The sequence below is a fragment of the Acidovorax sp. NN32 genome (genome assembly GCF_057597245.1).
This window is the reverse complement of record NZ_CP199679.1, coordinates 3,941,508-3,967,493: the sequence shown is the minus strand read 5'-3', so window position 1 is coordinate 3,967,493 and position 25,986 is coordinate 3,941,508. Positions and strand designations below refer to the sequence as shown.

Genomic DNA, 25,986 nt, shown 5'->3' with positions numbered 1-25,986 from the left:
CACCATGGGCCAATTCATTCTTTTTCTGCTGGGGCTGTTCGCCATTGGCTGTGTGCTGTATGGGATTTCGGCAGGGGTGCAGGTTATTCAGCACGGGATCTCGCGGCTGACCGAAGGGGCAAACGACAGCGCACCAGCGGCGCCATCCTCACCCAACTCGCAATCCCCGGTCACGGTGAAAGCTACCGAGGCTTCTTCACCCCTCCAACACAGCATAGAGGTGCTGCGCGAACTCTTCACGCTATATCAGCAGGGCGCCCTGACGCAGGAAGAGTTCGATGGCATGAAGCAATGCCTGCTGGTCGGTACCAAGACCACTGCGCGGCAGCGCTATTGATCCGGCGGAATTTATTCATGAGCCCCTTCGGGCTGAGGTAGCCCAAGCTCAGGGCAAGCTGAGTGACATCGCTTTCGATACTCTGGAATAAACCGCGTCGGATCAATAGTGATACACACCAAAACCGAGAAAAGGAGGAAATAAATGCCAGTTCCCACCGGCCCCATGCGCCTTCGGTGCGCGAAATGCGGGAGCACGCAATGGATTCCCGGGAATTCGGACGTTGTTTGGGCGGCGGGGTGCACTGTTTGTGACGGCACGGCCGTCGAACCCGCCCATCAACCTTTCCCCATACCCAGGATTTTGTGGTCAGCCGCCTGTGTGCTGATCGAAATGACAAGAAAACGCTGAGCCAAGAGTTTCAAGAGTTCAAAGAAATTCTTTGTAGAAAACCTGAACCTCTGCCTAAATAGTTCATGAAAAAAATTCTCGACATTAAAAACCGCTCAGCGAGTATTGCGCTGGTTGCGCATTCAACGCCCAGTAAACCGGTCATTGCAGTCTGCGGGCTCATGAATGCGGGCAAAAGTTATTTGCTCAACATGCTCACCCAGCAAATTGATCAGGAATATTTCAAAACTGCCGATCAGCGTGAAACCACCGCCAACAAAACGCTGGAAACCGAGCAATACATTTACCTGGACACTCCAGGTCTGGATGCCAACGCCCAAGACGATGCCATTGCGCAGCAAGGCATCGCTGAGGCCGATATCGTGCTTTTCGTTCATCAACCACAGGGTGAACTGGATCCGCGTGAACTGGCTTTTCTGCGTCAATTGAAAGATAGCTTCGGAAAATCTGCCCAGAACAGCGTCGTCATCGTCATCAGCAAGATCGACAAAGAGCCCGAATCCAAAATAGATGCCATCGACAAGGAAATCCAGAAACAGTGCCAAGAGAAGTTGGGCACCGTCTTCACCACCTTTCAGGTATCAAACACCCGCTACAAAACAGGTATCAGTCAACAAAAAGATGGACTGATTCAGGCCAGTCATATCGACGCACTGGCGCAGCATCTGAAAAGAACAACCCCCAAAATCCGCCAGGCACGTCAGAACAAACTGGCCACGAGTATCGAGACGCTGTTGGTCGAAATAGACACCCTGACGCAAGAGCTGCGCGATGAGAAAGCCGCCATACAGCAAGACATCAGCGAACAGTTCTGCCATTTCAATGCGCAGATGGAGCAGCTACAGGCTTTCCTGAGCGAGAGCGCATCCAATTTCAAGAAGATTTAAGGAGACTCCTATGCCAATTCCTTTTCTGATTGGTGGCCTTGTCGCAGCCGCAGCCGCAGCAGTTGCCGCCTACGCCCTCAGCGACGACGACAAATCCAGCAATTCAGGCAGTTCTAGCGACAGCGATGACGCAGAGCGTCGCCGCAAGGAGGCCGCAGACAAAGAGCGCAAAGAGCGTGAGCGCACGCAAAAGCTGGAGGCCGCGCACGAAGACTTTCAGAAAGAAGGTCAAGTATTTGGCAAAAACCTGGCGCAGGCGCTGCCTTCTGACTTCGTAAAAGTCAGCTCGCGCGACGCCTTTGCGCTGGATTTCGACTTGAAAAAACGCAGCATGCAATTTGATATGGAAGAGGCATCCATAAGAGACGCCGATCTCCTCGCCACCATTGACAGCCTAGAGACGATTCTCACCAAGAGGGCATCGCACCAAAAAACCATTGAAAACCTAGCCATATTTTCTGAACTATACAAACCAGCATTTCAATACGGAGCGGCATTGAGAAAAAAGGAAGAACGGGTTGAACGCATCGATGACAGCATCGAAACACTGAAAAAAATCAAGACCCAGCTCCAGAAGCTGGGGAACGAAACTGCATCAACCCACACATAAAAAAATCTCACCATGACAGAAAAATCCATCACCCGAGAGGCACTGCTGGCATCGTTCGGCGCGCTGGAATCGCAATTCACCAGCTCACTGAAAAATGCCCAGGCGTTAGAACAGGGATTCGACGCCTCGCGCGCCAAACTGGTGCAGGCCATCTCCAGCCATTTGCAGAATGCGCAAAAAAGCTTGCCCCTAGCCAACCCCCTGCAAGCGCCGTTGAACAACTTCGTGGCAACCATGACGCAAACCAGTCGCGAGTGGGACGTCAAGGTGGCAGGGCGTCAAAAAGGTGTCGAATTCCGTCAAGGGTTTGAAGATTCGCTGCTGGTTTTTGTCACTGGCAAAGTCAAGTCTGGCAAAAGCTCGCTGGGCAACTACATGGCCTGGGGCCACACCGACCCCACGGACGACACCAAACGCCAGACGCTACCAGAGCGCTACCCCAAGTACCAATCGCACGCCAAGGTGGAGGTAGAAGGTGGAGACCGCCCCAAAGAGGCTGAGAAAAAGCGTGAATTCCGGGTCGGCGCCACTGAGGCTACCAGTTCCATCCAGAGTTTCAGCCTGCCGGGTCTGACTTGGGTGGATTCGCCGGGCCTGCACTCCCTGAAAGAAGAAAATGGCAACCTGGCCCGTGAATACCTAGACCATGCCGACCTGATCCTCTACACCATGAAGTCGGATGCGCCGGGACGCGCCAGCGATCTGGCAGAAATCCGAGATCTCATCCACAAAGACAAAAGAACGCTGCTGCTGCTCACGGGCAGCGACGACATTGAGGAAGATGTCGACGACAGCGGTGATTTGATTCAATGCATCGTCATGAAAGGCGCTGCACGGCGCGCTAAACAGCAAGACTATGTACGCGGGGAATTAAAGGAGCTCCCAGATTCCAACAAGCTGGAAATCGTCTCCATCTCGTCGCGCTACGCCCAAGAGCACGCCAATGACCAGGCAGCCTTTCTAGACAGCGGTATAGGCCCCTTTTGCGCAACATTGCAAGACATTTGCCAATCCGAAGGTGTCAAGATCAAGCAGAGCGTCCCCATGAGAAATCTGCACCATTTTCTGGTGGACTGCGAGAACGATCTGGAGCCCTACCAGAAGCTGATTGCCGACTTCAGTCCAGTAATGCGGAAATTGGATGAAAGCCTCGAAAACCAAATCTCTCAGCACAGCCGCGAGGGTCAAAACGATCTGAAACGTTTCATCGACACATTCTTTGTCGGCATGGAGAATAGCCGGGACGATGCGGATCGTATTAACAGCCAATTAAAAAATTTCAACAGCAAGCTCGGAGAGAAATTCCAGGAAATCACCAACGAGCGACTCCAAGCTATTGCGGATGATTTAACCAAAGAGTTTCAAGCCAGCGTCAAAAGCACCTACCAGCACAGCCTGTTGACCCGGATTCCCGATTTCAAGCTCGACACCATTACTGAACAGGTGGAGGCTGGCACACGCTCGGGCACCAAAAAGCGCAATGCAGGCATAGGCTCTCTCTTGGGTGCAGGAATCGGTTTTTTGGTCGCAGGACCTGCTGGAGCGGCTGTCGGCTCGATGGTGGGAGGCGGGCTGGGGAGTGCCACTGGCGATAGCGCCAGCATTCGCTACCGCGATGTTCAGATCACCGTGGGCGACAACTTGCAGGACATTCGACGCAAACTGCTGCACACCCACTGCGAAGCGCTCGACGTACTGTTGCAGAAAAACTCCACCAACCTATGGCAGGAGTTTGAGGGCAGCATCAAAACCCTTTTGAAAAAACTGTCTGCCGAAATGGCGCAATTCGATTCAGAGTTGCAGAAAATTCTCAACAAAACCCAGCTCGCACTTTGAAATCCAAGATCATGAAAATCAATTCCACCCAATTGCTAGGCGCCTACGAACAGGCCCGTGCTTACGCCGCAATCGATTCAGAATTAGCCACACCCTTCGCGCCAGTTGAGCACGTATTTGAAGAGAAAAAGTGCAAGCCAGATGCCTGCATCATGGTTTATGGAGTCTACAACGCAGGCAAAAGCACCTTGATCAATGTGCTGCTGGGCCGGGAAGAGGCCGCAATGGATGACATTCCCTTGACCGACCAGGTAACGGCTTACGCCTGGGACAAATACAGCATTCTCGACACCCCCGGCGTGGACGCCCCCATTGCGCATGAAGACGTAACCAACGCCCAGATGCTCAAGGCAGATGCGATCATCTTTGTGGTCGATCCGCTGGGCACTGTTGAAGAATCCAAGACGTTGGAAGTGCTGGTGGATCTGCTGGCGGCGCACAAGCAGGTGTTCATGGTGTTCAACGACAAGAAGGGATTGAGCGACGAGGATTACATCAAGCTCAAAGACCAAACCCGCGAGCAACTCCAGCGGATTGCAACGCAACGCGGCATGGATAATATCCTCAAGGAAGTGCCAATTGTCAAAATCAATGCCAAACGCGCCTTGCAAGGACAATTGAAGGGCAAGCCCGAATTGGTGGAATTGAGTGGTTACCTCGCATTTAAAAACCAGCTCACGGATTTTTTGGACGGTATTTCTCCCGACGATGTATATGACCGCCTCAAGCACCAGCTCGTGGAATTTTTGAATACCCAGGTGCAAGTGCTGGGCAGCCAAAAAGGCGATACAGACATCACGAAAAAATTCGACAAATTTCTGCGTCAAATGGTTCGGGATAAATCGCGACTGTCTTCTGACATGGTGAATGAAATCGAGAGGGAACGACAAGCGATTTACGATAAAACCAAACGTGCCCTGCGCACCAGCCCGGAAGATTGCCAACAGAAAATCGAAGGCATCCTGCAGCAGGCCAGCGAACAGATGCAAAGGCACCTGAGCAACCGACTGCAGGAGGTTGTCGCCATCGCACAAGCAGACATCGAGGAGTTGCAGGCGACCATGCCTCAGGTGGGGCCATACACCCATGCCGATGAGATTCCGGCAACAGAAAATGCGCCAGACTTGGAGCAACCCATGCCACGAGCGCAAAAATCCTCAGGTATTTCCGCCGAGATGGCGGCACAGGCTTCCAAGCAAATGGCCTCGATGGTCAGGCCGGAGCACATCGTCAGCACACTGAAAACAGTCAAGGAAATATTGCCATCACTCATGAAGGGGATTGGCCCCAAGACCATGGAAAAATGGGCCGGAACCGTGATGACCAAATACGTTCCCTACATTGGCACCGTCGTCACGGTGGGGATGGCGGTATTCGATATGTTCTCCGGCGACCCTGAAGAAAAAGCAATGCGCGAACACATGGAAAAACAACGCCTTACACGTGAGCGGGCAGAGCAACAAATGGATGACTTTGCGCAAGAACTGGCCGATGGCTTCAAGCAATTCATGCGCGAAAATATCCTGCAAGAAATCGATGGATTCTTTGCCCAGTTAAACGCCCAAGTGGACAAGCTGCGCGAAGGTTTCAGCGATAAAGAAAGACTGGCCAGCGAACGCCTGCAAAAATGGGTGACTATCCAGCAACAGGCATTGAGCGCGTGACAGCAAGCGCCGACGCAACCCGGCGACCCTTTCCATGCAATGGCTGCGGCAAGTGTTGCAGACAGGTGGATAGGAGCCCGGAAACATCTTGGTTGGATCGCGGTGATTCGATATGCAGGCATTTCAATGAAGCCAACAATATGTGCCTGATCTATACAGATCGCCCACTGGTCTGCCGGGTTGAGGAATATTATTCTCAGAATCTTTCCCATTTATTTGAATGGGATGATTTTGTGAAGATCAATTCAGAGGTTTGTCAGAGTTTGTGAGTTCTAGCATTTGGCCCTGTATATAGCTCTCACGCAACGCCATCAAGCCTCATAACCAGCAACGCTACCCATTCTCCCTACGCATACGCCCAAATCTGAGCTGGCCGCAGCGCGCAGGGGAGTGCTGGGTGCTGTACTTTTTGCCATCTGCGGCAGTTGTCACGGATTCCTTGACAACTGATTCGGGTCCAGCTAAGGGCTGCACATGATCGCACCAGCAACCGAAGACGCCACCATGCACCGATTGCCACTGCCCACTCACTCATTCGGGTGCTCCCGATCAAACCGCTTCTCCGCCTCGGTCAGGTGGCGCAGCAGCACGTGCGAAATCAGGTTGACGCCAATGCCACCAAACACCACGGGCAATACATAGAGCGCGATGGACAGCTCGGAGATGAACACCGCGTCGTCGGCCAGCGACGGCGTGGTTTTGGCCAGGGACGCGAGCGACTGCAGCAGGTACACGTCCACCCCTGCGATCAGCACCAGCGCCACACCAAAGCCGAGTACGGCCACGCGGGAGATGGACCGGGTCGCCAGCAGCAACCCGTAAATGCCCGCAGGCAAAACCAGCGAAAACGCCACCAGCACCCAGAACCGCAGTTCCACAAAAACACTGAGGCTCATGGCGTTGTTCTGAAGGGCAGGCTCAAAACGGAAGGCTGCATGGCGCTGCGGTTTACCGAGCCGCCTCCACCTTTACCCGCGCGTTGGGCACCTCGCCAAACATCTCGGGCGCATACATCGCTTCCACCCGGCTCGGGGGCAGCGCAAAGTCGCCCACGTTGTTCAGGCGCACGGTGTATTCCATCTTGACCGTGCCCTTGGGCAGGTATTCGTAGTAGCTGCGGAAGGCCTCGAAGCTGCGCTCCTCGAACGCGGGCCAGCCCGCGCCGCTGCGGGCCTTTTCGCCCTGCGTGGCAATGGCCGAATCCCGGCCCAGGCCGCTGCCCAGGATGGTGGCACCGCCCGGAATCGGGTCGGTGATGGCCACCCAGGTCATGTCGGCGCTGGCGTTCACCTCCAGCGTCACACGCAGCACGTCGCCGCGCGTGTACTGGCCTGCGGGCAGCGACTTGTTGGCCTGCTCCACGGGTGTCACGGTCTTGGTGATGGCATAGCCCGCAGCAAAGGGCGCCTTGAGCTGGATGGCGGCGACGGATTGCAGGGTGAGCCACGGCTTGCCGGGCCCTTGGTGGGTCACCGCCAGGTTCTCCTTGCCACCGGCCTTGCCCCAGGCCAGGAACATGTCGTTGTTCTTGAGGTTGCCGGGCGATGCGGGCGCACCGAACCAGGTCGTCTGGTGCGCGGCGCCCGTGGCGTCACTGGCCTTCACGCGTTCGACCTTGCTCCAGTCCACGCTGGCGGTGTTGCCAGACATCGCGGCTTTGGTGGTCCCCGAGACTGGCACGGCCTCGAACTTGGCGCTGAATTTTTCCAGCGCCAGCCCGCCCCACAGATTGGCGGTGGTGGTGTGCCAGGCGCCCGCCTGCTGGCGGCTGATGAAGCCGTTGGCGAGGCGGCCCATGTCGTCCTTCCAGGTGGGGTCGTCCATCACCGCGAGCATCAGGCGCGCGGTGTTCACGTCGCCGTTTTGCATCAGCCACCACCAGTAGTCGTCCTGCTCGGTGCTGAAGATGAGCTTGGTGCCCAGGAACGACAGTCGGCTGCGCAGGATCTGCATGGCCTCGGCCAGGCGCTGGTCGCGCTGCGGCACATCGGCCACGCGCTTCAAGACGTTGACCCAGTCGATCACCGTGTGCGTGGGCCACTGGTTGGGCGCGATGGTGATGCTGCTGACCATGCGGCCCTGGGCCTTACCGTAGCGCGACAGCGCTTCGAGCGCGGCCACCTTGCGCATGTCCAGGTCCTTGCGCGGGCTCCAGAAGCTGCGCTGGATGCGGCCTTCCACAAACGCTATCAGGCCACGCTCCATGGGCGCGCGGGCGGCGTCGGGCAATGCAAACGCGGGGTTGATGCTGGCGGCCTCGTGCGTGGCGGCCAGCACGTAAGCCGTGAGCGTGTCGCTGCCCCGGTTGCCATCCCCATCGCGCGGTGGGAAGTAGTTGGCCAGGCCGTCGCTGTCGAGGTAGGTGGGCAACTGCGCCACCACGGTCTGCCACAGCGCGCCGTCGCGCAGGCCCACGGCCTTGCTGGTCTTTTGCTCCAGGCAGGCAAAGGGGTAGCGGGCCCACCAGTCGCGCACGCCCGGCAGGCCTTCGGCCAGCTTGGGCTGCAGCGACATCTTGAGGCCGCCCCGGCCGGGGATGGCGTCCGCTGGCGGGTTCACATCCAGGTTGAAACTGCCGTCCACCTGCACCAGCGTGGCCTGCTGCACCGTGAGTGGCACAGCCGGGATGATGCGCTGGCGGGCCTTGAGCGCATCGCGCGCGCCGCCCACCGTGTCCTTCGCCTCGATCTCCCACAGGATGGACTCGGCGCGGGTCTGCGCCAGTTGCGCTGGCGCCGTCACGTTCCACGCGACCTCACGCGCTTCCTCCGGCGGGATGTCGATGGTCTGCGGCTTCAAGTCCAGCAGCGTGGCGCGGGGCGTTACCTCCACCTTCATCGCCGTCTTGGTGGTGTTGCGCAGCGTGATCTGGGCGCGGAACTGGTCGTCCTCGCGCACCAGTGGCGGCAGGCCGCTGATGATCTGCAAGTCCTGCGTGGCGCGGATGCTGGTGCTGCCGGTGCCGAAGAGGCCGGTGGACGCATCGGCCACGGCCACGATCTTGAAGGTGGTGAGTGCGTCGTTCAGCGGCACCGTCACCTTGGCCTGGCCGTTGGCGTCGAGCTGGATGGAGGGCTCCCACAGCAGCAGCGTGTCGAGCAGCTCACGCGTCTGCGCGCGCCCCCCGCCACCGCCTGCAGGCACGGCCTTTTTGCCGTAGTGGCGGCGGCCGATGATTTCCATCTGCGCGGTCGATGTCTCCACGCCCCAGCTGCGCCGCTGCAGCATGGCTTCGAGCAGGTTCCAGCTGGTGTTGGGCATCAGCTCCAGCAGGGACTGGTCCACAGCGGCCAGGGCCACCTCGGCATTGGCAGCGGGCTTGCCGCCCGGCAGGGTCGCGGTGATGGTGACCTGGGCCTTGCCGCGCACGGCGTAGCTCTCCTTGTCGGCCGTCACCTTCACGTCGATCTGATGGGCCGCTGTGCCCACGCGAATCTCAGCCATGCCCAGACGGAACGCGGGCTTGGACAAGTCCACCAGCGCCGTGGGCGCCTGGTACTCCTTGCCTTCGTACCAGAACGAGGTCCACCACTCGCGCGGCGCCTTGAAGCCCCAGGTGAAGAAGCTGTACCACGGCACCTCGCGCAGGCGGCCACGCAGGGCCAGCACGCTCACGTACACATTGGGGCCCCAGTCGGGCTGCACCTTCAGGCTCACCGTGGGGTCTTGCCCGTTGAGCTGCACCACCTGGGTGTCGATGATGCCTTCGCGCTCCACAGCCACCAGGGCCGTGGCAAAGCGGAACGGCATGCGCACCTGGAACTTGGCGGTCTCGCCGGGCTGGTAGCTTTTCTTTTCGGGCAGCAGGTCGATGCGGTCGTGGTCTTCGCCGCCAAACCACAGCTCGCCCTGGCGCGTGACCCATACGGAGGATGCGGCCACGCTGGTGTTTCCGTCCTTGTCGGTGGCGGTCACCACCAGTTCCACCTCGCCGGGCTCGTCGAGCTTGGATTCGCACAGCAGCAGGCCGCGTGCGTCGCTTTTGCCGCTGCACAGCGTGCCCAGGTCTTTGGTTTCGGTCTGGTTGTCGTAGCTGTAGAAGCCGCCCACCATGCGCTTGCGTGTGCTGGTGGTGATGCGGGCAATGGCCTGCACCTGCAGCGAGGTGTCGGCTGCGGGTTTGCCGTTGTGCTGCAAGGCCAGCGCCTGGTAGCGGATCTTCTGTCGGGCAGACACCCAGCCCTCGGTCTTGATGCCCGCCACCACACCGGCGGGCCACACCGCTTGCGTGCTGCGGATGGTCTGCACCTCGCCATTGGGGTCGGCGTAGGTGGCTTCCAGCAGCAACTCCTGCGGCTGGCGGGCCTGGGGCACGTTGTCGATGGTGACCTTGCCCGCACCGTCCTTGTTCAGCGTGAGCGGCAGCTTGTCGGCAATCACGCGTGCATCCTGGCGGGCCGCAGCTTCTTCGTCGTCGCTGTTCGCACTTTCCTGCTCGCGCTTGCGGGGCGGTGTGAAGCGGAAGGCCTCGTAGTCGCTGTACTGCAGCGCCTTGCCGCGCACCATGGCCGACACGCGCACCGGCAGGTTGGCGGCCCCGCCGCCCGCCACGTAGTTGATCTGCACATCGGTGGGCACCGAGCGCACGCGCACCAGGGCCTTCTTCTCGACCGGGGTGATGCGCCCCTCCAGCACGGGCAGGCGGAACTCCTCCACCCGGAACTCGCCGGAGCCGAAGCTGCGTTCATCACCGGAATCCTTGCGCAGCTCCACCTGGTACACCCCCAGCTTGGCGGCGGGCGGGATGGCGAAGCTGTTCAGCGCACTGAGGCCACCCGTGGCCGTGTCGCGCCAGACGATGGGCTGGGTGAACTGCTGGCCACTGCCCACATGGGTGATGACCAGGGTTTCGGGCCGTGCCTTGGGCAGCGCAAAACCCTGGCGGGTTTCCGAGCGCAGCACGTGTTTCATCGACACGGTCTCGCCCGCGCGAAACAAGGTGCGGTCAAAAATGGTGTGGGCGCGTTCGCTGGGGCGCGGGTCGCTGTTCGTGGGCACGTTGAAGCGCCAGGGCTCGATGCCGCGCTGCCAGTCACTCCAGGTGAAAGCCATGTCCTCCACGCCGCCCTCGTCCTTGTGGCGCGCGCTCACGAAGTAGGCGTTGCCGCCGTCGCCGTAGTCGCCGCCATCGCCGCAGCGGGTGGGGTCGGACGACAGGCCTTCGATGCGGGCCACGCCCTGAGCATCGGTAAGCGCGTTGGCCAGCTCATTGCCCTTGCAGTCGCTCACACGCACCGTGGCGCCCTGCACCGGCTGGCCCTTGTCCAGCGTGGTCACCCAGGCCATGGCGTTTTCGCGGCCGAGCTTGAAATGCACGCCCAGGTTGGTCACCAGGGCCGAGGTGCGCACGACCATCGTGCGGGCGTCCCCGTGGCGCTCATCCAGCAGCGAAGCGCCGAGCTTTTGCGAGGCGATCTCCACCACGTGGAAGCCGGGCGGCAGCGGAATGCCCACCACCTCGAACGGGCGCGGGTCGTTGCTCGCTGGCTTGGGCAAGTCCAGCGTCTTCACGCCACCCTTGCCCGCCAGCAGCGAAAGCATGCGTGACTGCACATACTCCTTGTCTTCGTCCAGCACCTTGGGCAGCGGTCCGGTCACATCGCGCCGCGCCTGCTTGCGATCCACCACGTAGCTGTCGTAGCGCTGCACCTTCTTGAACCACGCAATGATGTCGGCGTCGGTGCGCGGCTTGAGCGTGCTCACGGTGCCCGGCTGCAGGCCCTGCACGCGCAAGGCGGCTTCCACGTTGCGCAGTGTCACGGGCAACAGCGCTGGGGGGTTGTCAGAGCGCGGGCCTTCGGCAAAACGCTCGACGATGCCAAACGGCGCGGCCGCAAACTTGGCCAGGGGCGGCATGCCGCCGGTGGCCACCTTGAGCGGGAAGTTGTCTGCGTTGCGCAGCGGGCGGCCCGAGGCGTCCTTGAAGTCCTTGGGCAGCTCCAGCGTGAAGGCCGTGTTTTCGGCCAGGGGCGCCGCAAACTGCACGCTGTTGACCAGCGCATCCCCCTTTTGGCCCTCGATGCCGCCATCGGTCTGGGGCTTCAGGGTCTCCTTGGCGGACTTGAGGCGAATGGCGGTGGCCAGGCTGCGCGGCACCGGGGCGTTGAAGGACAGCTGCATCGGCCGGATGGGCAGGCACGCCGCCTGCGCGTTCTCGCGCTCGCAGCTGAACTCGGCCGCAAACGGCTCGCGCACCTTGAAGTCAAAGCGCTTCTCCACCGTGTTGGCCACGCCGCTGGGTGTGGCCACGCCCTTGCCAAACACGATCTGCATGCGTGAGCCCGAGGTGAACCGCCGGTTGCAGGCCAGCGTGGCGTACTGCAGGGGTTCTTTCGCCGCGCTTTTTTCCAGGCCCAGCGTCTTCAATATTTCGGCGCGCTGCGCGCCCTCAATCAGCCGCACCGGCACGCGCTCGCCCACGCCTTCCACCGTGCACCACACATTCGCCTGAACGCTTGCGGTGGTGGCGGGCCCGTTCAACTGCAGCACGAAGAACTGCTCTTCGTCGATGGCCTGGTAGGGGTTGGGGCGGATGCTCTGCACAAACGGGCCACTGCTATTGAACTGATAGCTTTTGGCGCCCGTCAGATCAGCGCCAGAGGCCGATTTGAACCCGGGTTTGACCGTTGCGGTGCAGCGCACGCCGGGTGGAAGGTCACTTTCAAAGTCGAAAACCCACTCGCGCTCGCCTGTCCAGCGGCCCGTGCCCTTGGTGGCGCTGGCATCGCTGCAGCTCAGGTTGATGGGCGCGGGCGCCTTGGGGTCGCCGAAGTTGACGGCCGCCGCATCGAACTTGGCCACCACTTGCCGCACCCGGGCCACTTCGCCCTGCGGTGAAAAACTGGTGATCTGCAGGGCGTGTGCGCCCATGGAAACCAAAGCCCCCGACAACAACACCAGGGCACGTTGCAAGACATTCATTTTTGACATCCCTCTATCCGACTCGACCGCGAGGGTAGCCGATATGCCGGGGACCGCCCCCTGCTGCGATGACACGGAAGGTAACAACTCGTTCGCAGCCCCCGCGCGCCAAGGCTGGCGGGCAGTGCGCACAAACCCCACCGGTATACTGCGCCGCAAAATAAAGCGGGAGAGAGGGAATCATGAAAAAGATCGTCTTGTTGGCGGCCTTGTGCGCGGGCGCCTGGTATTACTTTGTCGGTGGGCGCACATTGGACGAAAAAATGGTGCGCGCCTACTACGACCAGAGCGCGCACGCCCTCTACAAGCGAGACGCTGAGCTGATGTGCAAACAGCTCAGCAGCAAGGCCATCATCCAGGACGAGACGGTGATGAACGGCCAGACGCAGCGCAGCACACTCAACCACGACCAGCAGTGCGAGGCCTTCAAGGCCAGCATGCAGATGTTCGAGCAGATCGGTGACCGCATGGGCGGCATCCTGACGGTCGAGTTCGAATTCCACATCGACAGCATCGAGATCGAACCGGGCCGCAAAAGCGCCAAGGTCAAAGGCACCAGCCTGCTGAAGATGGGAGAAACCGTCATGCAGTTCAGCTCCACCTTCAACGAGCAACTCGTGCGCGAAATGGGGCAAATGAAGCTCCTGCGCTCCGACCAGCGCACCGTGGTGCGCATGGCGGGCGGGCGCGGGATGTCGCAGTCCGACTTCTTCTCCAAATAAGCCCGGGGCACCCCATGCAGCGCGAAACCGCAAAGACGCCCCGCCCGTTCTGGCACCAGATCAACACCTTTTTCGCGTTTCCGCTGCAACCCAAGCCGCTGATGTACAGCGTGCTGCTGGCGCTCTCCAGCTTGCTGTTCAAGCTGATCTTCTTTGTGCCCGACGCCCTGGGCATCCTGATCGTGGAGATCGGCATCCTGCTGGCCGCATCGCGCTACGGATTCAAAGTCACGGCCCTGGGCTCGCGCGGCATCTACAAGGCCGAGGACTACCCTTCCGAGCTGGACCCGGACTGGAAGAACCTGCCCTGGAAGCTGTTCGCCATCCTGATCGTGCAAGCCATGGCCGTGGGCTGGCTGCAGCGCCTGAACCCCGTGCTGGGCACGCTGGCCTGGCTGGCCATGTGTTTCCTGCTGCCCGCCACGCAGATCGTGCTGGTGCAGACCTGCAGCTTTACCGAAACCCTGAACCCCGCCAACGCCTGGAACGCCGTGCGCACCATTGGCTGGCCCTACCTGCTGCTGTGCCTGTTCCTCTTCCTGCTGAGCCAGGGCACCTTCATCGCACTGGGCATGCTGGTGCCCATCTTCAAGGGCTGGATCCTGCTGCCCATCGTCAACTGGCTGCTGATCTATTTCAGCTGGGTCATGGCCAGCCTGCTGGGCTACGCGATGTACCAGAACCATGCAGCCTTTGGCATTGACCTGCTGCCCGGCGCAGGCCTGGACGACGACGGCGCCCCTGTGGACCGCCGCAGCCCCCGCCAGATCGAGCAAGACGCCACCGACGCACACGTGGCCGCACTGATCACCGCGGGCGACATGGTCGGCGCCCTGGGTGTAGCCTACGAAGACCAGCGCACCCGCAGCGACGAAGTGCCCGCACAGCGCCGTTACCACCGTGTGCTGACGCTGGCCGAAGGCAAAACCGCCACCCTGCTGGACCATGCCCAGCGCTACATCCCGCTGCTGCTGCGCTCGGGCCAGGGCGGCGAAGCGCTCAAGGTCTTTCAAACCTGCCGGGCCCAGGACGCCCAGTTTGCGCTGCAGGACGCCAACGCCACCCTCAACCTGGCCAAAGCCGCCTGGAATGCCAACAACGCCAAAGACGCGCTGGCCCTGCTGCAGGGCTTTGACCGCCGCTTCAAAAACCACGACAGCGTGCCCGCCGCCTATGAACTGGTGGCCCGCGTGCTGCTGCAAGGCATGAACCGCGCCGACATGGCCCTGCGCGTGCTGGCCACGCTGGAGTCCCGCCACCCAGACACCGAGGCCACGCGGGAAACGCGGTGGCTGCTGCGCAACCATGTGCCGCAGGGGGCAGCGGGGGTTTAAGGGTGCTATGGGGCTCTAGCGCTTATCTATAAAGCGTGAGCAGCTATGGTATTGATAGTGACTGCCGGATGTTCACTGAACCGGCCGGGCTTGTGCTCTGAACAGGCACGCCTCACAAACCAGCAAGCCATCCCGGCTTCGGCAAGCTCGGCCCGAACGGGCGGGGCACCTACCCGCGACCACTATAAAAATAGTAGCTGCTAGCGCTTTATACACAAGCGCTAGCGGCCTAAAACATCAAAAATACAAGACCAAACATCACCCCGGCATCCGCAACCCCGAAGACACCGAAGGCACGTTCGACGGCCGATGCTGCGGCCCCTTTGGCTGCTCCACCCGCACCAGATGCGCGTCTGCAACTCCACCGTTCAGCCCCACCTCCCCACTCGCCGGTGCATGGCCCACGCCCGCCCCGGCGCCCCCCGCCTTGGCAAGGGCACCAGGGGCTGTCAAGAACAGATACAGCGCCTTCGCATCCACGTCGCTCAACTGCCCCAGCGACTCAAACGGCATCACCTGGATCGGTGTGCCATCCGGCCGCTTGCCAGTGCGCAGCATCGCCACAAAGCTGGCGGCATTGGGGTAGCGGGCCATGGCGCTGTTGGCGCCGGGGCGGATGTCGGCAGCGGCGGGCCAGTCCGGCGGGCCGCCCGGGATCTTGCCGCCCGACAGGTCTGCGCCGTGGCAGCCGATGCACATGTTGGCCACATACTGGCCGTTGGCCACCGTCACACCCGCAGGCACGGGGCGCGATGGCGCCAGCTGGTGGTCGATGCGCGCGGCTGCGTCGGGGATCGCGCCCAGGCCGTACAGCACCCAGGCAGGGCGGGGCAGTTCCACCACGGCCTGCGTGCCCTCCTGCGGCTTGAACTGGCGTACGTAGGACACCAGGGCATTCAGGTCGTCGTTGGTAAAACGGTTGTAGTCCTCGCTGGGCATCACCAGCAGCGGGCGGCCATTGGGCTTGACGCCGTGGCGGATCACGCTGTTCCAGTCTTCGGGCTGGTAGCGGGCCACCACGCCAGCGGGGGTGATGTTGGGGCCCACGATGCGCGTGCCCTTGCCATCGTTCACAAACTCGCGGCCCGTGCCTTGCGCGCCGTGGCAGTCGGTGCAGCCGCGCGACGCATACAGGTACCGCCCGCGCTCAATGGTCTGCGCGTCGGTGGTGTAGGCCACGGGGCGCGGCTTGATGTCGATGTAGCGGTTGCGCTTTTGCTCGGCCAGGTACAGGCCGCTGGTGGCTGTGGCCACAACGACCACGCCCAGCAGCAGCGCGCCGCCTGCGGTCCATTTGATCCAGCGTTTCATGGTGGTATCCCTCTTCTTCGAATGAATGGCAACTGAACGAATCAGCGTGTTCAGGCGCCGGATTCTGGATTCGAAGAAGCGGTTTGTGACACCCTCCTGCCGCAGGGCGTGGCGCAGCCGGTGACATTTGTCACAAACGCGCCGCCAGTGTGGTGCGGCGCGCGTCAACGGCCCCGTTGCTCAGCGCTCGATGGTCTTGTTCCAGCGCGTGTTCCAGGCCGGGCGGTTGGCGTTGACGCTGTCCCAGTCCAGGGTCACGGCGTTTTTCATCCACTGGTTGATCTTGGCCACCTGCTCGGCGCCTTCACCCACGGCCGGGGCCTTGGGGTTGGTGGGGATCTGCGCGCCAAACTGCAGCACGTTGGCCTGCGCCAGGGGGCTCAGCAGAAATTCGGCCAGTTTTTGCGCCAGCTCGGGCTCGCTGTTCTTGGCGATCACGCACTGGCCTGTCATCAGCACCACCGAGCCTTCCTTGGGCTGGGCGTATTCCACCGGAATGCCCTTGGATTTGAGTGCAGCCACGGCCGTGGGCGTGAGCGGGAAGATCGCGGCCTCGCCCGTTTGCACCATCTCCGAAATCTTGGCCGAGCTCGGGATGTACTCCAGCACGTTGGGGCCGATGGTCTTGGCCCAGTTGGCAAAGCCGGGTTCCACGTTCTTGTCGTTGCCGCCCTGGATGCGGTTGAACATCAAGAAGCCGTGCAGCCCGAACGATGAGGAGGGCATGGACTGGAACACCACCTTGCCCTTGTACTTGGGGTCGGCAAAGTCCATCCACGAGGTGGGCGCGGCCCAGCCCTTTTCGGCAAACATCTTGGTGTTGTAGGCGATGCCCGTCATACCCACGCTGACTCCGCTGGCCAGGTCGTCCTTGAAGCGGGCGGCGGGGTAGATGTCGTTCAGGTGCGGGTTGGGTTTTTGCTTTTCGCACAGGCCCATGCCCATGGCGCGCACCATGATGCCGTCGTCCAGAAACATCACGTGCATCTGCGGCTTGTCCTTGTTGGCTTGGGCCTTCGCCAGGATGTCCGAGGACGTGCCAGGCACCACCACCACCTTTACGCCATGCAGCTTTTCAAACGCCGGGAACACGTACTGCGTGTACGCCTTCTCCATCGTGCCGCCATTCATGCCGATGTACAGCGTCTTGGTCTGCGCGGTGGCGGTGCCTGTGGCGGCCACGGCGGTCAGTGCAGCGGCCGTCACAAGGGCGCTGCGGGTGCGGCTGGCAAAGCGGGGGGAGAAGGTCATGGTGGTTTCCTTTCTGGTGGGGAGGGGAGTTTTTTCGGTGGCAAACGGGGTCAGTGGGCAGCGGCAGTGCTGGCCACGTCAGCCACCGTCGTTGGGAGAAATCGCTCAATCGCGAAGGCATCAATCGGCGTGGTGCTGCGGCCATCGCGTGCCAGCTCTGCCAGCACCTCGCCCACACCGGGGCCGATCTGAAAGCCTGCACCCGCAAAGCCAAAGCCATGGATCAGGCCGGGCGTGGTGTGGCTCTTGCCCAGCACCGGCTGGCGGTCAGGCAGATAGCCTTCGGTGCCGCTCCAGGTGCGAATGAAATGCGCATTCTTGAGGGCGGGCAACAGCTCTACGGCCTGCACTGCCAAGGTAGCGATGGCGCTGCGCTCGGAGCGGGCGCGGTCGGCATCCAGCGCCACACCTGCGCCACCACCCAGAACGAGATTGCCACGCGCTACCTGTCGGCAGTAGATGCCGCCGCCTTCCACACCCAGGCTCCAGTGCATGAAAAAGGGCAGGGGCTCTGTCACGGCCATGGCCGGATGGCCGGAATGGATAGGCACAGCCTCGCCAAACTGCGCGGCCAGCGCACCGGCCCAGGCACCAGCGCAGTTGATGAGCACGGGCGCACGCACCGCCACGGTGGTGCCGGAGCGCACGGTAAACAGCTGCCCGTCGTGCTCCACCGAGGTCATCGGTGTGCGCTCCAGAATCTGCGCTCCCGCGCGCTTGGCCGCCAGCGCAAACGCAGGCGACACCAGGCGCGGGTTGGCTTGCCCGTCATCAGGGCACAGCGACCCACCCACGGCGCGCCCGCCCAGCCAAGGGCAGCGCTCGCGCAGCGTGGTGCCCGAGATGAGTTGTATGCCCAGGTCGAAGTCGCGGCTCAGGTTGGCATAGGCCTCCAGCGCAGCCACGTCCGCCTCGCTGCGCCCGATCTTGAAGTGCCCGCTGCGCTGGTATTCGCCATCGGTGCCAATCAGCGCGGGCAGGTCGGCCCACACCTTGTGAGCGCGCTGCGCCAGCGGCAGCTGACTCACCGGGCGGCCCTGGCGGCGCACGCCGCCGTAGTTCACGCCGCTGGAGCGCGAGCCGCACAGGTCGCGCTCCAGCAGCACCACCGCCACACCTTTGCGGCGCAGTGCCAGTGCGGCCGATGCGCCCATGATGCCGCCGCCCACAATGGCGACGTCGGTGTCAATCGTTGGGGTGGCGGTCATGCGCGGGCCTCCGCCTGGCGTTGCAGGTGGATGGGAATCGGCTTGATCGGCGCCTGTCCGCGCAGCCGTCCTACCGTGTCAATCGGCTTGCCTGTGGCGTGGGCCAGAATTTCTGCAGCGGCCACACCGCACATGCGGCCTTGGCAGCGGCCCATGCCCACGCGGGTCAGGGCTTTAAGACGGTTCATCTCGTCTGCGCCCGCATCGCGGGCACAGGCGCGCAGCTCGCCGGCCGTGATGTTCTCGCAGCGGCACACCACCAGCGCGTCGGGGGCGTGCGTTGCCCAGTCTGAAGGGAAGGGGAAGGCGCGCTCCAGCCCTTGGCGGAAGGGCATCAAGTCCGCGAGCTTGCGTTCCAGCTCTGCAGCGCGTGCGGTATCCACCTTCACGCCATGGTCTGCCAGCAGCGCCAGCGCAGCGCGCTCACCCGCCCATTCGGCCGCATCGGCGCCCATGATGCCCGCGCCATCCCCCGCCAGGTACACGCCTGCCACGCTGGTGCGCCCTGCGCTGTCGCGCTCGGGCAGGTGGGCGCGGTGCATGGGCGCCCAGGCAAAGCGGCAGCTCAGCAGGTCTGCCAGTTGGGTTTCGGACCGCAGTGCGTAGCCAAAGCCAACGGCATCGCAGGGCACGGTGTGCTCGGCCTGGCCGTCACTCCACACCACGGCATTCACCCGCGTTTCGCCCTCCACGCGCAAAGGCCGCACGCCGGTGTGCACCGCTACGCCATGCGCGCGCAGCCAGCCCACGTAGTACATCCCTTTGGCCAGCACGGCAGGCTGGGTGAGCATGCCGGGCAGCGCGGCCAGTTGGTCGGCAAAGCGGGCGGTGTCTAGCACTGCAGCCACCTTCACGCCCGCCTTGGCACCCGCCTTGGCATATTGGTACGCCACCAGGTACAGCAGCGGCCCGGTGCCCATCAGCACCACATTGCGGCCAATGGTGCAGCCCTGGAACTTGAGCGCCACCTGCGAGCCACCTAGGGTGTACACGCCGGGCAGCGTCCAGCCGGGTATGGGCAACACGCGGTCGGTAGCGCCGCTGGCGACGATGAGCTGGCCGTAGGGCACCGTGCGCGTGGTTTGTGTGGGGCCGTGCAGCACATCAAGCTGGCCGCCCTGGGCGTTCCACACCAGGCTGTCGGGTTGGTAGTCAATGTGGGACCGTAGCCCGTCGAAGGTACTGTGCAACGCCGTGGCGCGTGATGCCTCGGTGCCGTACAGCGTTTGTGCGTTGCGGGCAAAGTGCGCGGGTGGGCGGCGGTAGATTTGACCGCCGCCGCGCACGGCCTCGTCGATCACCACGGGCCGCACGCCATGCGCCACCAGGGTTTGCGCAGCGCGGATGCCCGCAGGGCCTGCGCCCACGATCACGGGTTGCAAGGTGGGGGCGGTCATTGGGGCTCCCCTGTGGTCAGTTGCATGCCTGCCTTCACGAATGTGGCGCAAGACCGCAGGCGTTCGCCCGTGGCGGTTTGCACCCAGCAGTCCTGGCACGCACCCATCAGGCAAAAGCCGGCACGCGGCTCATGGCTGAACTCGTTGCGGCGCAGTTGGGCGCGGTGCGTGAGGATGGCCGTGAGCACCGTGTCGCCTTCAAGCGCAGTGGCGGGTTCGCCGTCGAGCAGGAAGGGCACGGGCGCGCGGTCTTTCTCGGCCACGCGGTGGAGCAGGGCTGTGTTCACAGTCATGGAAGTCGTGCCCATTTATTTGCGCCCTACGAGCACACGGTCCAGGCCGTACACGCGGTCAAGAATCACCATCGCGCAGGCCGTCAGGCCCACCATCAGCGCCGACACCGCCGCCATCAGCGGGTCAATCGACTCGGTGGCGTACATGTACATGCGCACCGGCAGCGTCACCGTGCTGGGCGAGGTGACAAAGATCGACATCGTCACTTCGTCAAAGCTGTTGATGAAGGCCAGCAACCAGCCGCCCGTCACGCCGGGCAAAATCATCGGCAGCGTGATGCGTGTGAACACCGTGGCCTGGCTGGCACCCAGCGACAGCGCGGCATGCTCGGCACTGCGGTCAAACCCCACCAGTGCGGCCACCACCAGCCGCAGCGTGTAGGGCGTAACGATGAGCGCATGCGCAAACACCAGCCAGCCAAAGCTGCCCGTGCCCCCCAGCAGTGCAAACAGGCGCAGCAGGGCCACACCCAGCACCAGGTGCGGAATGATCAGCGGCGACAGGAACAGGCCGTTGAGAAAGCCGCGCCCCGCAAACTCGTAGCGTGTGATGGCAATGCCCGCCGGCACGGCCAGCACCGTGGCCAGCGTGGCCGATGCCAGCGCCAGCCACAGGCTGTTCCAGAACGACTGCACAAAGTCCGAATGCGCGAACACTGCCTTGAACCAGCGCAGCGAGAACTCAGTGGTGGGCAGCGTCAGCGTGTTGTGCGGCGTGAACGCCACGATGCACACCACCAGCAGCGGGGCGAGCATGAAGGTGATGACCAGCGCGTTGAACGCGAGGGCCAAAGGTCCGTTCTTCTGCATAACTTCAGCCCAACGCTTTCTTGTACCGGCCCTCAACCAGCCGGTTGTAGCTCAGCATCACCACCAGGTTGGCCACCAGCAGCGTCAGCGCAATCGCTGCGCCCAGGGGCCAGTTCAGCTCGTGCAGGTATTCGTCGTACACCACCGTAGCCACCATCTTCAGGCGCCGCCCGCCCAGCAGGCCGGGGATGGCGAACGAACTGGCCGCCAGCCCAAACACGATCAGGCTGCCCGACAAAATGCCTGGCAGCACCTGCGGCAAGACAATGCGTCGCAGCGTGGTGAAGGGCGTCGCCTGCAGCGACAGGGCGGCGTTCTCCACACCCGGGTCGAGCTTTTGCAGCGATGTCCACACCGGGATCACCATGAACGGCAGCATCACATGCACCAGCGCAATCACCACGGCGATCTCGGTGTAAAGCATCTTCACGGGGCCGAATCCAAGTAGCCCGAACAACCCATTCACCAGCCCCTCAGGCCCCAGCAGCATGCTCCAGCCAAAGGCCCGTACCACCACGGATACCAGCAGCGGTGCCAGCACCACCAGCAGCAAGATGGAGCGCCACGGGTTGCCCATGCGGCTCAGTATGTAGGCCTCGGGCGCGCCAATCAGCACGCAGATCAGCGTGACCAGCCCCGCAATCCAGAACGTGCGCCAGAAGATGGCGTGGTAGTAAGAATCGGTGAACACATGGGCGTAGTGCTCCAGCGTGAACTCGCCCGCCTTCACCCCCGTGGCCGGGTCGAACGCGTTGAACGACAGCACGGCCGTGAGTGCCAGCGGCACCAGCAACAGCACCGTGAACAGCAGCAGCGCCGGGCCGGACAACCACCAGGGCGCGGCCTTTTTGTGCAGCAAGGTGGTGGCCAAGCTCATGGCGTCACCTCGGCGGCGGTGTCTTCGGCCTCCAGCTCGGCCATGGCGGTTTCATCGGCGGGCAGCAGGCGCATGCAGTGGTCGGGCCAGTCCACGCCCGTGTGCTCGCCCTCGGCCAGCGCAGCGCGGCCGTCGTTGGGCACCAGCACCATCAGGTCGCCCACGGGGGTGCCCACACGGTACAGCCACTGGCTGCCCAGGAAGAACCGCTCGCACACCTGACCATCCATCCGGCCCTGCACGGCGGGCACCAGTTGCACTTTTTCAGGCCGCACGCTCAGCAGCACGGCGGCGCCGGGGCGGTAGCGGGCACCGTCCACCTCCATCGTGAGGGCGCCCACCTTCACCTGCGTGTGCATGCCGCTTGCATGCGTTACCTGACCGGGCAGCAGGTTGGCCTTGCCCACAAAGGTGGAGATGAAGCGCGTGCGCGGGTGCTCGTATACGCGGTGCGGGTGGTCGATCTGCGTGGCGCGGCCGGCTTCCATCACCACCACACGGTCGCTGATGGACATGGCTTCGCTCTGGTCGTGCGTGACCATGATGGTGGTGGTGCCCACCTTGCGCTGAATCTGCCGCAGCTCAAACTGCATCTCCTCACGCAGCTTGGCGTCGAGGTTGGACAGGGGCTCGTCCAGCAGCAGCACGGGCGGCTCGATCACCAGCGCACGGGCCAGCGCCACCCGCTGGCGCTGGCCGCCGGACAGCTCGCGCGGGTAGCGCGTGGCATGCTTTTCCAGGTGCACCAGGGCCAGCGCCTGGGCCACGCGCTCGGCGCGCTCGGCCTTGGGCACCTTGCGCATCTCCAGCCCAAAGCTCACGTTGGCCGCCACCGTCATGTGCGGGAACAGCGCATAGCTCTGGAACACGACGCCCAGCCCGCGCGTGTTGGCCTTGGCGTGGGTGATGTCCTTGCCATCGAGCTCGATGCGCCCGCTGGTCACGGCCTCAAACCCCGCCACCATCTGCAGCGTGGTCGTCTTGCCGCAGCCCGAAGGGCCCAGCAGCGACACAAATTCACCCTTTTGCACCGTGAGGTTCATGGACTGCACCGCGCAGGTGCTGCCATAGAACTTGGTCACATCCGTGAGCTTGAGAAACGACATGGCGAAAGCCTTTCCGGTAGTGGCATCGCACGGTTTGCCTGGGGGCCATGCGTGCCACCTGCTGTGGAGTTGCAGGGATGGGCTGCGGGCCTTCGGTGTGCGTGCACCGGGGTGGTGCAAGTGCCATACAAAAGCTGGAACAGCCGCTCGATTCAATTGAATCTATTGCAATAAACAAACCAGAATGCTTCGGGTATTCCATTAAACAGAATTTTTATTGAATTTATTCCGTTCAATGAAATATGATGCCTTCAGTTTGATCAACGAATTCCACAGGAGCGAGGTATGGAAGCCGCATCCACCGCCACCGGCGGCGTACCCCGGGTGTTTGCCGTCATCCGGGCCCTGTCGGCCGTGCAGGCCGAGGGCGGGCGAGTCACCCAATTGGCGCGTGCTGTGGGCCTGACGCAGGGCACTACGCACCGTTTGCTGCAATCGCTGGTGGCAGAGGGCATGGTCGAGCAGGACGAGCGCAGCAAGCTCTACCGACTGAGCATGGACTTCTTCGCCCTGGCTGCCAAAGCGGGCAACCCCGGCGACCTGCGCAGCCTGTGCCGCCCCGCGCTGCTGCGCCTGTGCGCCAGCCTGGGCGACAGCATCTTTCTCTTGGTGCGCAGCGGGTTCGATGCCGTGTGCCTGGACCGCAGCGAGGGACCCTTCCCCATCCGCTCCTTCACCGGCGACATCGGCGGCCGCGTGGCCCTGGGCGTGGGGCAGGGTGCGCTGGCCATCCTGGCCTTCTTGCCCGAGGCCGAGCGCGAAGAGGTCATCCGCTTCAACCTCTCGCGCGTGCGCGAGTACGGTGTGTTTGACGAGGTGTATCTGCGTACCGAGATCGAGCGGGTGCGCCAGCTGGGGTACGCGGGCCGCAATACCGGCTTGCTCGAAGGCATGGCCGGTGTGGCTGTGCCTATCCTGGACCGTGAGGGCCGTGCGGTGGCGGCGCTGAGCGTGGGCACCATCTCTGCGCGACTGAACGACGACCGACTTCCCACGGTGGTGGAGTTGCTCAAGCGCGAGGCGGCTGCGATCGGGCCGAAGATCAATCCGTTTGATGCGACGTTGAGGCGGCCTGCGCAAAGTCTGTCAGGCGGGAGTGGAGAACGGCAGATCAACCCTGTCGGGATGGCAACCTCCACGCAAAGGGATTGATCGAAAGTGGCGCCCAGGGACGCTGTTTTGAGTCGGTCGCCGATCTCACAAACAGTTCAAAAACAGCTGTTCCAAAGAACGTGTACAGATTGCGTGGTCCTTCCTCCAATCGACAGGTAACCCGCGCCCTTGGCGTCAACCACGTGTCCGCGCGAGAAACGCTTTCAATTCACGACCCACAAGGTCTGTCGCCTCCAGCGCGAGCCAATGTCCATAGCCCGGATATCGGTGTACTACCTGCGCGCCGAAGCGATCCGCGAACGTGGGGGCGATGTAGGGATCGTCATCGCTCCACAACACCTGAGAGGGAATGCGAGACGCAAGATCGCACAACTGCGTGTCCCACCCTCGGAAGTGAGAGAGTTCGCTGGCGCGAAAGAAGCGCAGCGCCATTTTCTTCATCGCGGGGGTGATCCGGTCGTAGATCTGATCGATTTGCGCGGTGGAGAGCCGGCTGGCGCCTTTCTTCATCTCGCGCGTGAAGGCCCGGCGGCTTGTCAGGCGCTGGGCCAGTTCACCGACGAAGGGCGTGCGCCAGATCTTGTGTAGCGTTGTCCATTGATAGTCCGGCGAGAACGCCGTGTTGAAGATGGTGAGCGACCTGACCTTTTCAGGCCACTTGACGGCCCACGCCAAGCCAAATTGGCCGCCAATGTCATGGACCACCAGATGAAGCGGCTCCGTCAGCCCCGCTTGCAAGAGCAGACCATCAACGAACCCTGCCAAGTGCTCCAGCGAGCAGTTGAAGTGCGGCGCAGCGATGGATCGTCCGTAGCCTGGCAGATCAGGTGCAAGGCACCGGTGCTCCGACTGGATGTGTTCGATGAGGCCGCTCCACACTTCAGAGGTGTCTGGGTTGCCGTGCAGAAATAACACGGGGGGCCCCATGCCCTTGTCCACCAGGTGCACCTGGCTTCCTTCGACATTCAACATTCCGGCTCCTTATGGGTGGCCAGCACGGGCGCCAGCAACGAGAAAGCGCAGCATGTTCTCAAGAACATGTTCAAAGGCCGGGTCGGAATCGAGTTTTCCGGCCAACTGCAGCGAAACGGCTCCGTGGATGGCGCTCCAGAAAATCCGCCCCAGAAGGCGCGAGTCTCCGGCCAGGAAGTCGCCTTTCACCAGAAGCTCCATGGGCGCAGTCATGATTTGTTCGGCACGCAGGGCGGCGCGCGCAAGGTCTGGAAATCCCGCCACGTCAGGGTGCGGAAGATCGAACATCAGCTTGTAGGCCCTGGGGTTTTCATACGCGAAGCGAAGGTATGCCTGCCGCACAGCGGCTGAACGCTCCCAGGCGCCCGCCTCTGTGGCAAAGGCAAGCTCCAGGGATTCTGAAAAGCGGTCGAGTGCGGCGGCCGTGACAGCGGCAAGGATTTCGTTCTTGTCGCGAAAGTACCTGTAGGGCGTCATCGCGCTGCAGCCCAATTCCTGCGCAAGCTGCCGCACGGAGACCCCCTCGACGCCGTGATCGGCAAATGCACGCTCGGCCACTGAAAGTAGCCGGAGGCGAAAGTCCTGAACCTCTGCTTCTGTCAACGCCTTCGGCATCGCATCTCCATGTAATTTACGATGTAAATGTACAATGTAAATTACTTTGATGCAATAAGAACTCAAGCTCCGAGGCGGCGGCTATTGGGCGGAAGATCAATCCGTTTGATGCGACGTTGAGAAGGCCTGCGCAGGGCTTGGCGGGCTAGTCGCCACGGCAGCGGGTTTCGCCCGGCACAGACCGCGTTGCAGGATTCCGGCAACTCGACTGAAGCGTGACCCATCGCGTTGCGCCGTGCTGTGCTGTGCTGTGCGAGCGGGTGGTGGCTCAGCCCGCAACACCCGCCACCCATTCGCGCGAGTCCTGTGGCCTGAAAAGCACGGCTTGCCAATGCGGTTGTGGCTTGCGCAGATGCGCCGCTATAGTCCGC

General features: G+C 62.3%; 20 protein-coding genes. 8 read left to right on the top strand and 12 right to left on the bottom strand.

The genetic code is table 11. The features are described 5' to 3' along the window. The first annotated feature begins 4 nt into the window (after positions 1-4). From ACT89O_RS18275 to ACT89O_RS18255, 5 genes are all read left to right on the top strand, one after another. A complete protein-coding gene (locus ACT89O_RS18275) occupies positions 5-337 on the top strand; it encodes an SHOCT domain-containing protein (RefSeq protein WP_116749259.1) in 333 nt (110 codons plus the stop codon). Between the two features lie 416 nt (positions 338-753). Further along, on the top strand, positions 754-1,575 hold the full coding sequence (locus ACT89O_RS18270) for a GTPase (RefSeq protein ID WP_487260794.1): 822 nt from the start codon (positions 754-756) through the stop codon (positions 1,573-1,575). A gap of 10 nt (positions 1,576-1,585) precedes the next feature. Beyond that, the gene (locus tag ACT89O_RS18265; protein ID WP_487260793.1) at positions 1,586-2,185 is read left to right on the top strand and encodes a hypothetical protein; all 600 of its coding nucleotides are present in this window, start codon (positions 1,586-1,588) and stop codon (positions 2,183-2,185) included. Positions 2,186-2,197: 12 nt separating this feature from the next. Continuing rightward, entirely contained in the window at positions 2,198-4,021 is a 1,824-nt protein-coding gene (locus ACT89O_RS18260; RefSeq protein WP_487260792.1) for a dynamin family protein, read from the top strand. An 11-nt stretch (positions 4,022-4,032) separates the two neighbouring features. After that, a complete protein-coding gene (locus ACT89O_RS18255) occupies positions 4,033-5,685 on the top strand; it encodes a GTPase (protein ID WP_487260791.1) in 1,653 nt (550 codons plus the stop codon). A 527-nt stretch (positions 5,686-6,212) separates the two neighbouring features. On the opposite strand, the gene ACT89O_RS18250 is transcribed toward ACT89O_RS18255, so the two are convergent. Together ACT89O_RS18250 and ACT89O_RS18245 are read right to left on the bottom strand one after the other, a co-directional pair. Continuing rightward, a complete protein-coding gene (locus tag ACT89O_RS18250) occupies positions 6,213-6,581 on the bottom strand; it encodes a hypothetical protein (protein ID WP_487260790.1) in 369 nt (122 codons plus the stop codon). A gap of 52 nt (positions 6,582-6,633) precedes the next feature. Further along, entirely contained in the window at positions 6,634-12,606 is a 5,973-nt protein-coding gene (locus ACT89O_RS18245) for an alpha-2-macroglobulin family protein (RefSeq protein ID WP_487260789.1), read from the bottom strand. A gap of 182 nt (positions 12,607-12,788) precedes the next feature. Between ACT89O_RS18245 and ACT89O_RS18240 the strand changes: the two genes are divergently transcribed. Next, positions 12,789-13,328: a hypothetical protein gene (locus ACT89O_RS18240; RefSeq protein WP_055400622.1), complete on the top strand. Its 540-nt coding sequence runs from the start codon at positions 12,789-12,791 to the stop codon at positions 13,326-13,328. Positions 13,329-13,342: 14 nt separating this feature from the next. Then, positions 13,343-14,662 carry a tetratricopeptide repeat protein gene (locus ACT89O_RS18235; RefSeq protein WP_487260788.1) on the top strand — a complete coding sequence of 440 codons (1,320 nt, stop codon included), beginning with the start codon at positions 13,343-13,345 and terminating at the stop codon, positions 14,660-14,662. 258 nt (positions 14,663-14,920) lie between these two features. On the opposite strand, the gene ACT89O_RS18230 is transcribed toward ACT89O_RS18235, so the two are convergent. From ACT89O_RS18230 to ACT89O_RS18195, 8 genes are all read right to left on the bottom strand, one after another. Next, positions 14,921-15,973, bottom strand: a complete 1,053-nt coding sequence (locus ACT89O_RS18230; RefSeq protein WP_487260787.1) for a c-type cytochrome — start codon at positions 15,971-15,973, stop codon at positions 14,921-14,923. 180 nt (positions 15,974-16,153) lie between these two features. After that, positions 16,154-17,224: an ABC transporter substrate-binding protein gene (locus ACT89O_RS18225; protein WP_487260786.1), complete on the bottom strand. Its 1,071-nt coding sequence runs from the start codon at positions 17,222-17,224 to the stop codon at positions 16,154-16,156. A gap of 50 nt (positions 17,225-17,274) precedes the next feature. After that, entirely contained in the window at positions 17,275-18,432 is a 1,158-nt protein-coding gene (locus ACT89O_RS18220; protein ID WP_487260785.1) for an NAD(P)/FAD-dependent oxidoreductase, read from the bottom strand. Continuing rightward, positions 18,429-19,829: an FAD/NAD(P)-dependent oxidoreductase gene (locus tag ACT89O_RS18215; RefSeq protein ID WP_487260784.1), complete on the bottom strand. Its 1,401-nt coding sequence runs from the start codon at positions 19,827-19,829 to the stop codon at positions 18,429-18,431. The genes ACT89O_RS18220 and ACT89O_RS18215 overlap by 4 nt, the downstream gene beginning before the upstream one ends. Continuing rightward, a complete protein-coding gene (locus tag ACT89O_RS18210) occupies positions 19,826-20,122 on the bottom strand; it encodes a (2Fe-2S)-binding protein (protein WP_487260783.1) in 297 nt (98 codons plus the stop codon). The genes ACT89O_RS18215 and ACT89O_RS18210 overlap by 4 nt, the downstream gene beginning before the upstream one ends. Before the next feature lie 15 nt (positions 20,123-20,137). Further along, on the bottom strand, positions 20,138-20,932 hold the full coding sequence (locus ACT89O_RS18205) for an ABC transporter permease (RefSeq protein WP_487260782.1): 795 nt from the start codon (positions 20,930-20,932) through the stop codon (positions 20,138-20,140). Between the two features lie 4 nt (positions 20,933-20,936). Then, entirely contained in the window at positions 20,937-21,809 is an 873-nt protein-coding gene (locus ACT89O_RS18200; RefSeq protein WP_228896684.1) for an ABC transporter permease, read from the bottom strand. Beyond that, the gene (locus tag ACT89O_RS18195) at positions 21,806-22,915 is read right to left on the bottom strand and encodes an ABC transporter ATP-binding protein (protein ID WP_228896687.1); all 1,110 of its coding nucleotides are present in this window, start codon (positions 22,913-22,915) and stop codon (positions 21,806-21,808) included. Before ACT89O_RS18195 ends, ACT89O_RS18200 begins: the two co-directional genes overlap by 4 nt. A gap of 285 nt (positions 22,916-23,200) precedes the next feature. Between ACT89O_RS18195 and ACT89O_RS18190 the strand changes: the two genes are divergently transcribed. Further along, positions 23,201-24,067 carry an IclR family transcriptional regulator gene (locus tag ACT89O_RS18190; RefSeq protein WP_288850903.1) on the top strand — a complete coding sequence of 289 codons (867 nt, stop codon included), beginning with the start codon at positions 23,201-23,203 and terminating at the stop codon, positions 24,065-24,067. A gap of 135 nt (positions 24,068-24,202) precedes the next feature. On the opposite strand, the gene ACT89O_RS18185 is transcribed toward ACT89O_RS18190, so the two are convergent. Both ACT89O_RS18185 and ACT89O_RS18180 read right to left on the bottom strand, forming a co-directional pair. Continuing rightward, a complete protein-coding gene (locus ACT89O_RS18185; protein ID WP_288850904.1) occupies positions 24,203-25,000 on the bottom strand; it encodes an alpha/beta fold hydrolase in 798 nt (265 codons plus the stop codon). A 9-nt stretch (positions 25,001-25,009) separates the two neighbouring features. Further along, positions 25,010-25,615, bottom strand: a complete 606-nt coding sequence (locus ACT89O_RS18180; RefSeq protein WP_487260781.1) for a TetR/AcrR family transcriptional regulator — start codon at positions 25,613-25,615, stop codon at positions 25,010-25,012. Positions 25,616-25,986 lie beyond the last annotated feature (371 nt).

What these genes read in the sequence shown, in the direction of transcription:
- ACT89O_RS18275 (WP_116749259.1), top strand. Translation starts at nt 5, where the DNA reads ATGGGCCAATTCATTCTTTTTCTGCTGGGGCTGTTCGCCATTGGCTGT.
- ACT89O_RS18270 (WP_487260794.1), top strand. Translation starts at nt 754, where the DNA reads ATGAAAAAAATTCTCGACATTAAAAACCGCTCAGCGAGTATTGCGCTG.
- ACT89O_RS18265 (WP_487260793.1), top strand. Translation starts at nt 1,586, where the DNA reads ATGCCAATTCCTTTTCTGATTGGTGGCCTTGTCGCAGCCGCAGCCGCA.
- ACT89O_RS18260 (WP_487260792.1), top strand. Translation starts at nt 2,198, where the DNA reads ATGACAGAAAAATCCATCACCCGAGAGGCACTGCTGGCATCGTTCGGC.
- ACT89O_RS18255 (WP_487260791.1), top strand. Translation starts at nt 4,033, where the DNA reads ATGAAAATCAATTCCACCCAATTGCTAGGCGCCTACGAACAGGCCCGT.
- ACT89O_RS18250 (WP_487260790.1), bottom strand. Translation starts at nt 6,581, where the DNA reads ATGAGCCTCAGTGTTTTTGTGGAACTGCGGTTCTGGGTGCTGGTGGCG.
- ACT89O_RS18245 (WP_487260789.1), bottom strand. Translation starts at nt 12,606, where the DNA reads ATGAATGTCTTGCAACGTGCCCTGGTGTTGTTGTCGGGGGCTTTGGTT.
- ACT89O_RS18240 (WP_055400622.1), top strand. Translation starts at nt 12,789, where the DNA reads ATGAAAAAGATCGTCTTGTTGGCGGCCTTGTGCGCGGGCGCCTGGTAT.
- ACT89O_RS18235 (WP_487260788.1), top strand. Translation starts at nt 13,343, where the DNA reads ATGCAGCGCGAAACCGCAAAGACGCCCCGCCCGTTCTGGCACCAGATC.
- ACT89O_RS18230 (WP_487260787.1), bottom strand. Translation starts at nt 15,973, where the DNA reads ATGAAACGCTGGATCAAATGGACCGCAGGCGGCGCGCTGCTGCTGGGC.
- ACT89O_RS18225 (WP_487260786.1), bottom strand. Translation starts at nt 17,224, where the DNA reads ATGACCTTCTCCCCCCGCTTTGCCAGCCGCACCCGCAGCGCCCTTGTG.
- ACT89O_RS18220 (WP_487260785.1), bottom strand. Translation starts at nt 18,432, where the DNA reads ATGACCGCCACCCCAACGATTGACACCGACGTCGCCATTGTGGGCGGC.
- ACT89O_RS18215 (WP_487260784.1), bottom strand. Translation starts at nt 19,829, where the DNA reads ATGACCGCCCCCACCTTGCAACCCGTGATCGTGGGCGCAGGCCCTGCG.
- ACT89O_RS18210 (WP_487260783.1), bottom strand. Translation starts at nt 20,122, where the DNA reads ATGACTGTGAACACAGCCCTGCTCCACCGCGTGGCCGAGAAAGACCGC.
- ACT89O_RS18205 (WP_487260782.1), bottom strand. Translation starts at nt 20,932, where the DNA reads ATGCAGAAGAACGGACCTTTGGCCCTCGCGTTCAACGCGCTGGTCATC.
- ACT89O_RS18200 (WP_228896684.1), bottom strand. Translation starts at nt 21,809, where the DNA reads ATGAGCTTGGCCACCACCTTGCTGCACAAAAAGGCCGCGCCCTGGTGG.
- ACT89O_RS18195 (WP_228896687.1), bottom strand. Translation starts at nt 22,915, where the DNA reads ATGTCGTTTCTCAAGCTCACGGATGTGACCAAGTTCTATGGCAGCACC.
- ACT89O_RS18190 (WP_288850903.1), top strand. Translation starts at nt 23,201, where the DNA reads ATGGAAGCCGCATCCACCGCCACCGGCGGCGTACCCCGGGTGTTTGCC.
- ACT89O_RS18185 (WP_288850904.1), bottom strand. Translation starts at nt 25,000, where the DNA reads ATGTTGAATGTCGAAGGAAGCCAGGTGCACCTGGTGGACAAGGGCATG.
- ACT89O_RS18180 (WP_487260781.1), bottom strand. Translation starts at nt 25,615, where the DNA reads ATGCCGAAGGCGTTGACAGAAGCAGAGGTTCAGGACTTTCGCCTCCGG.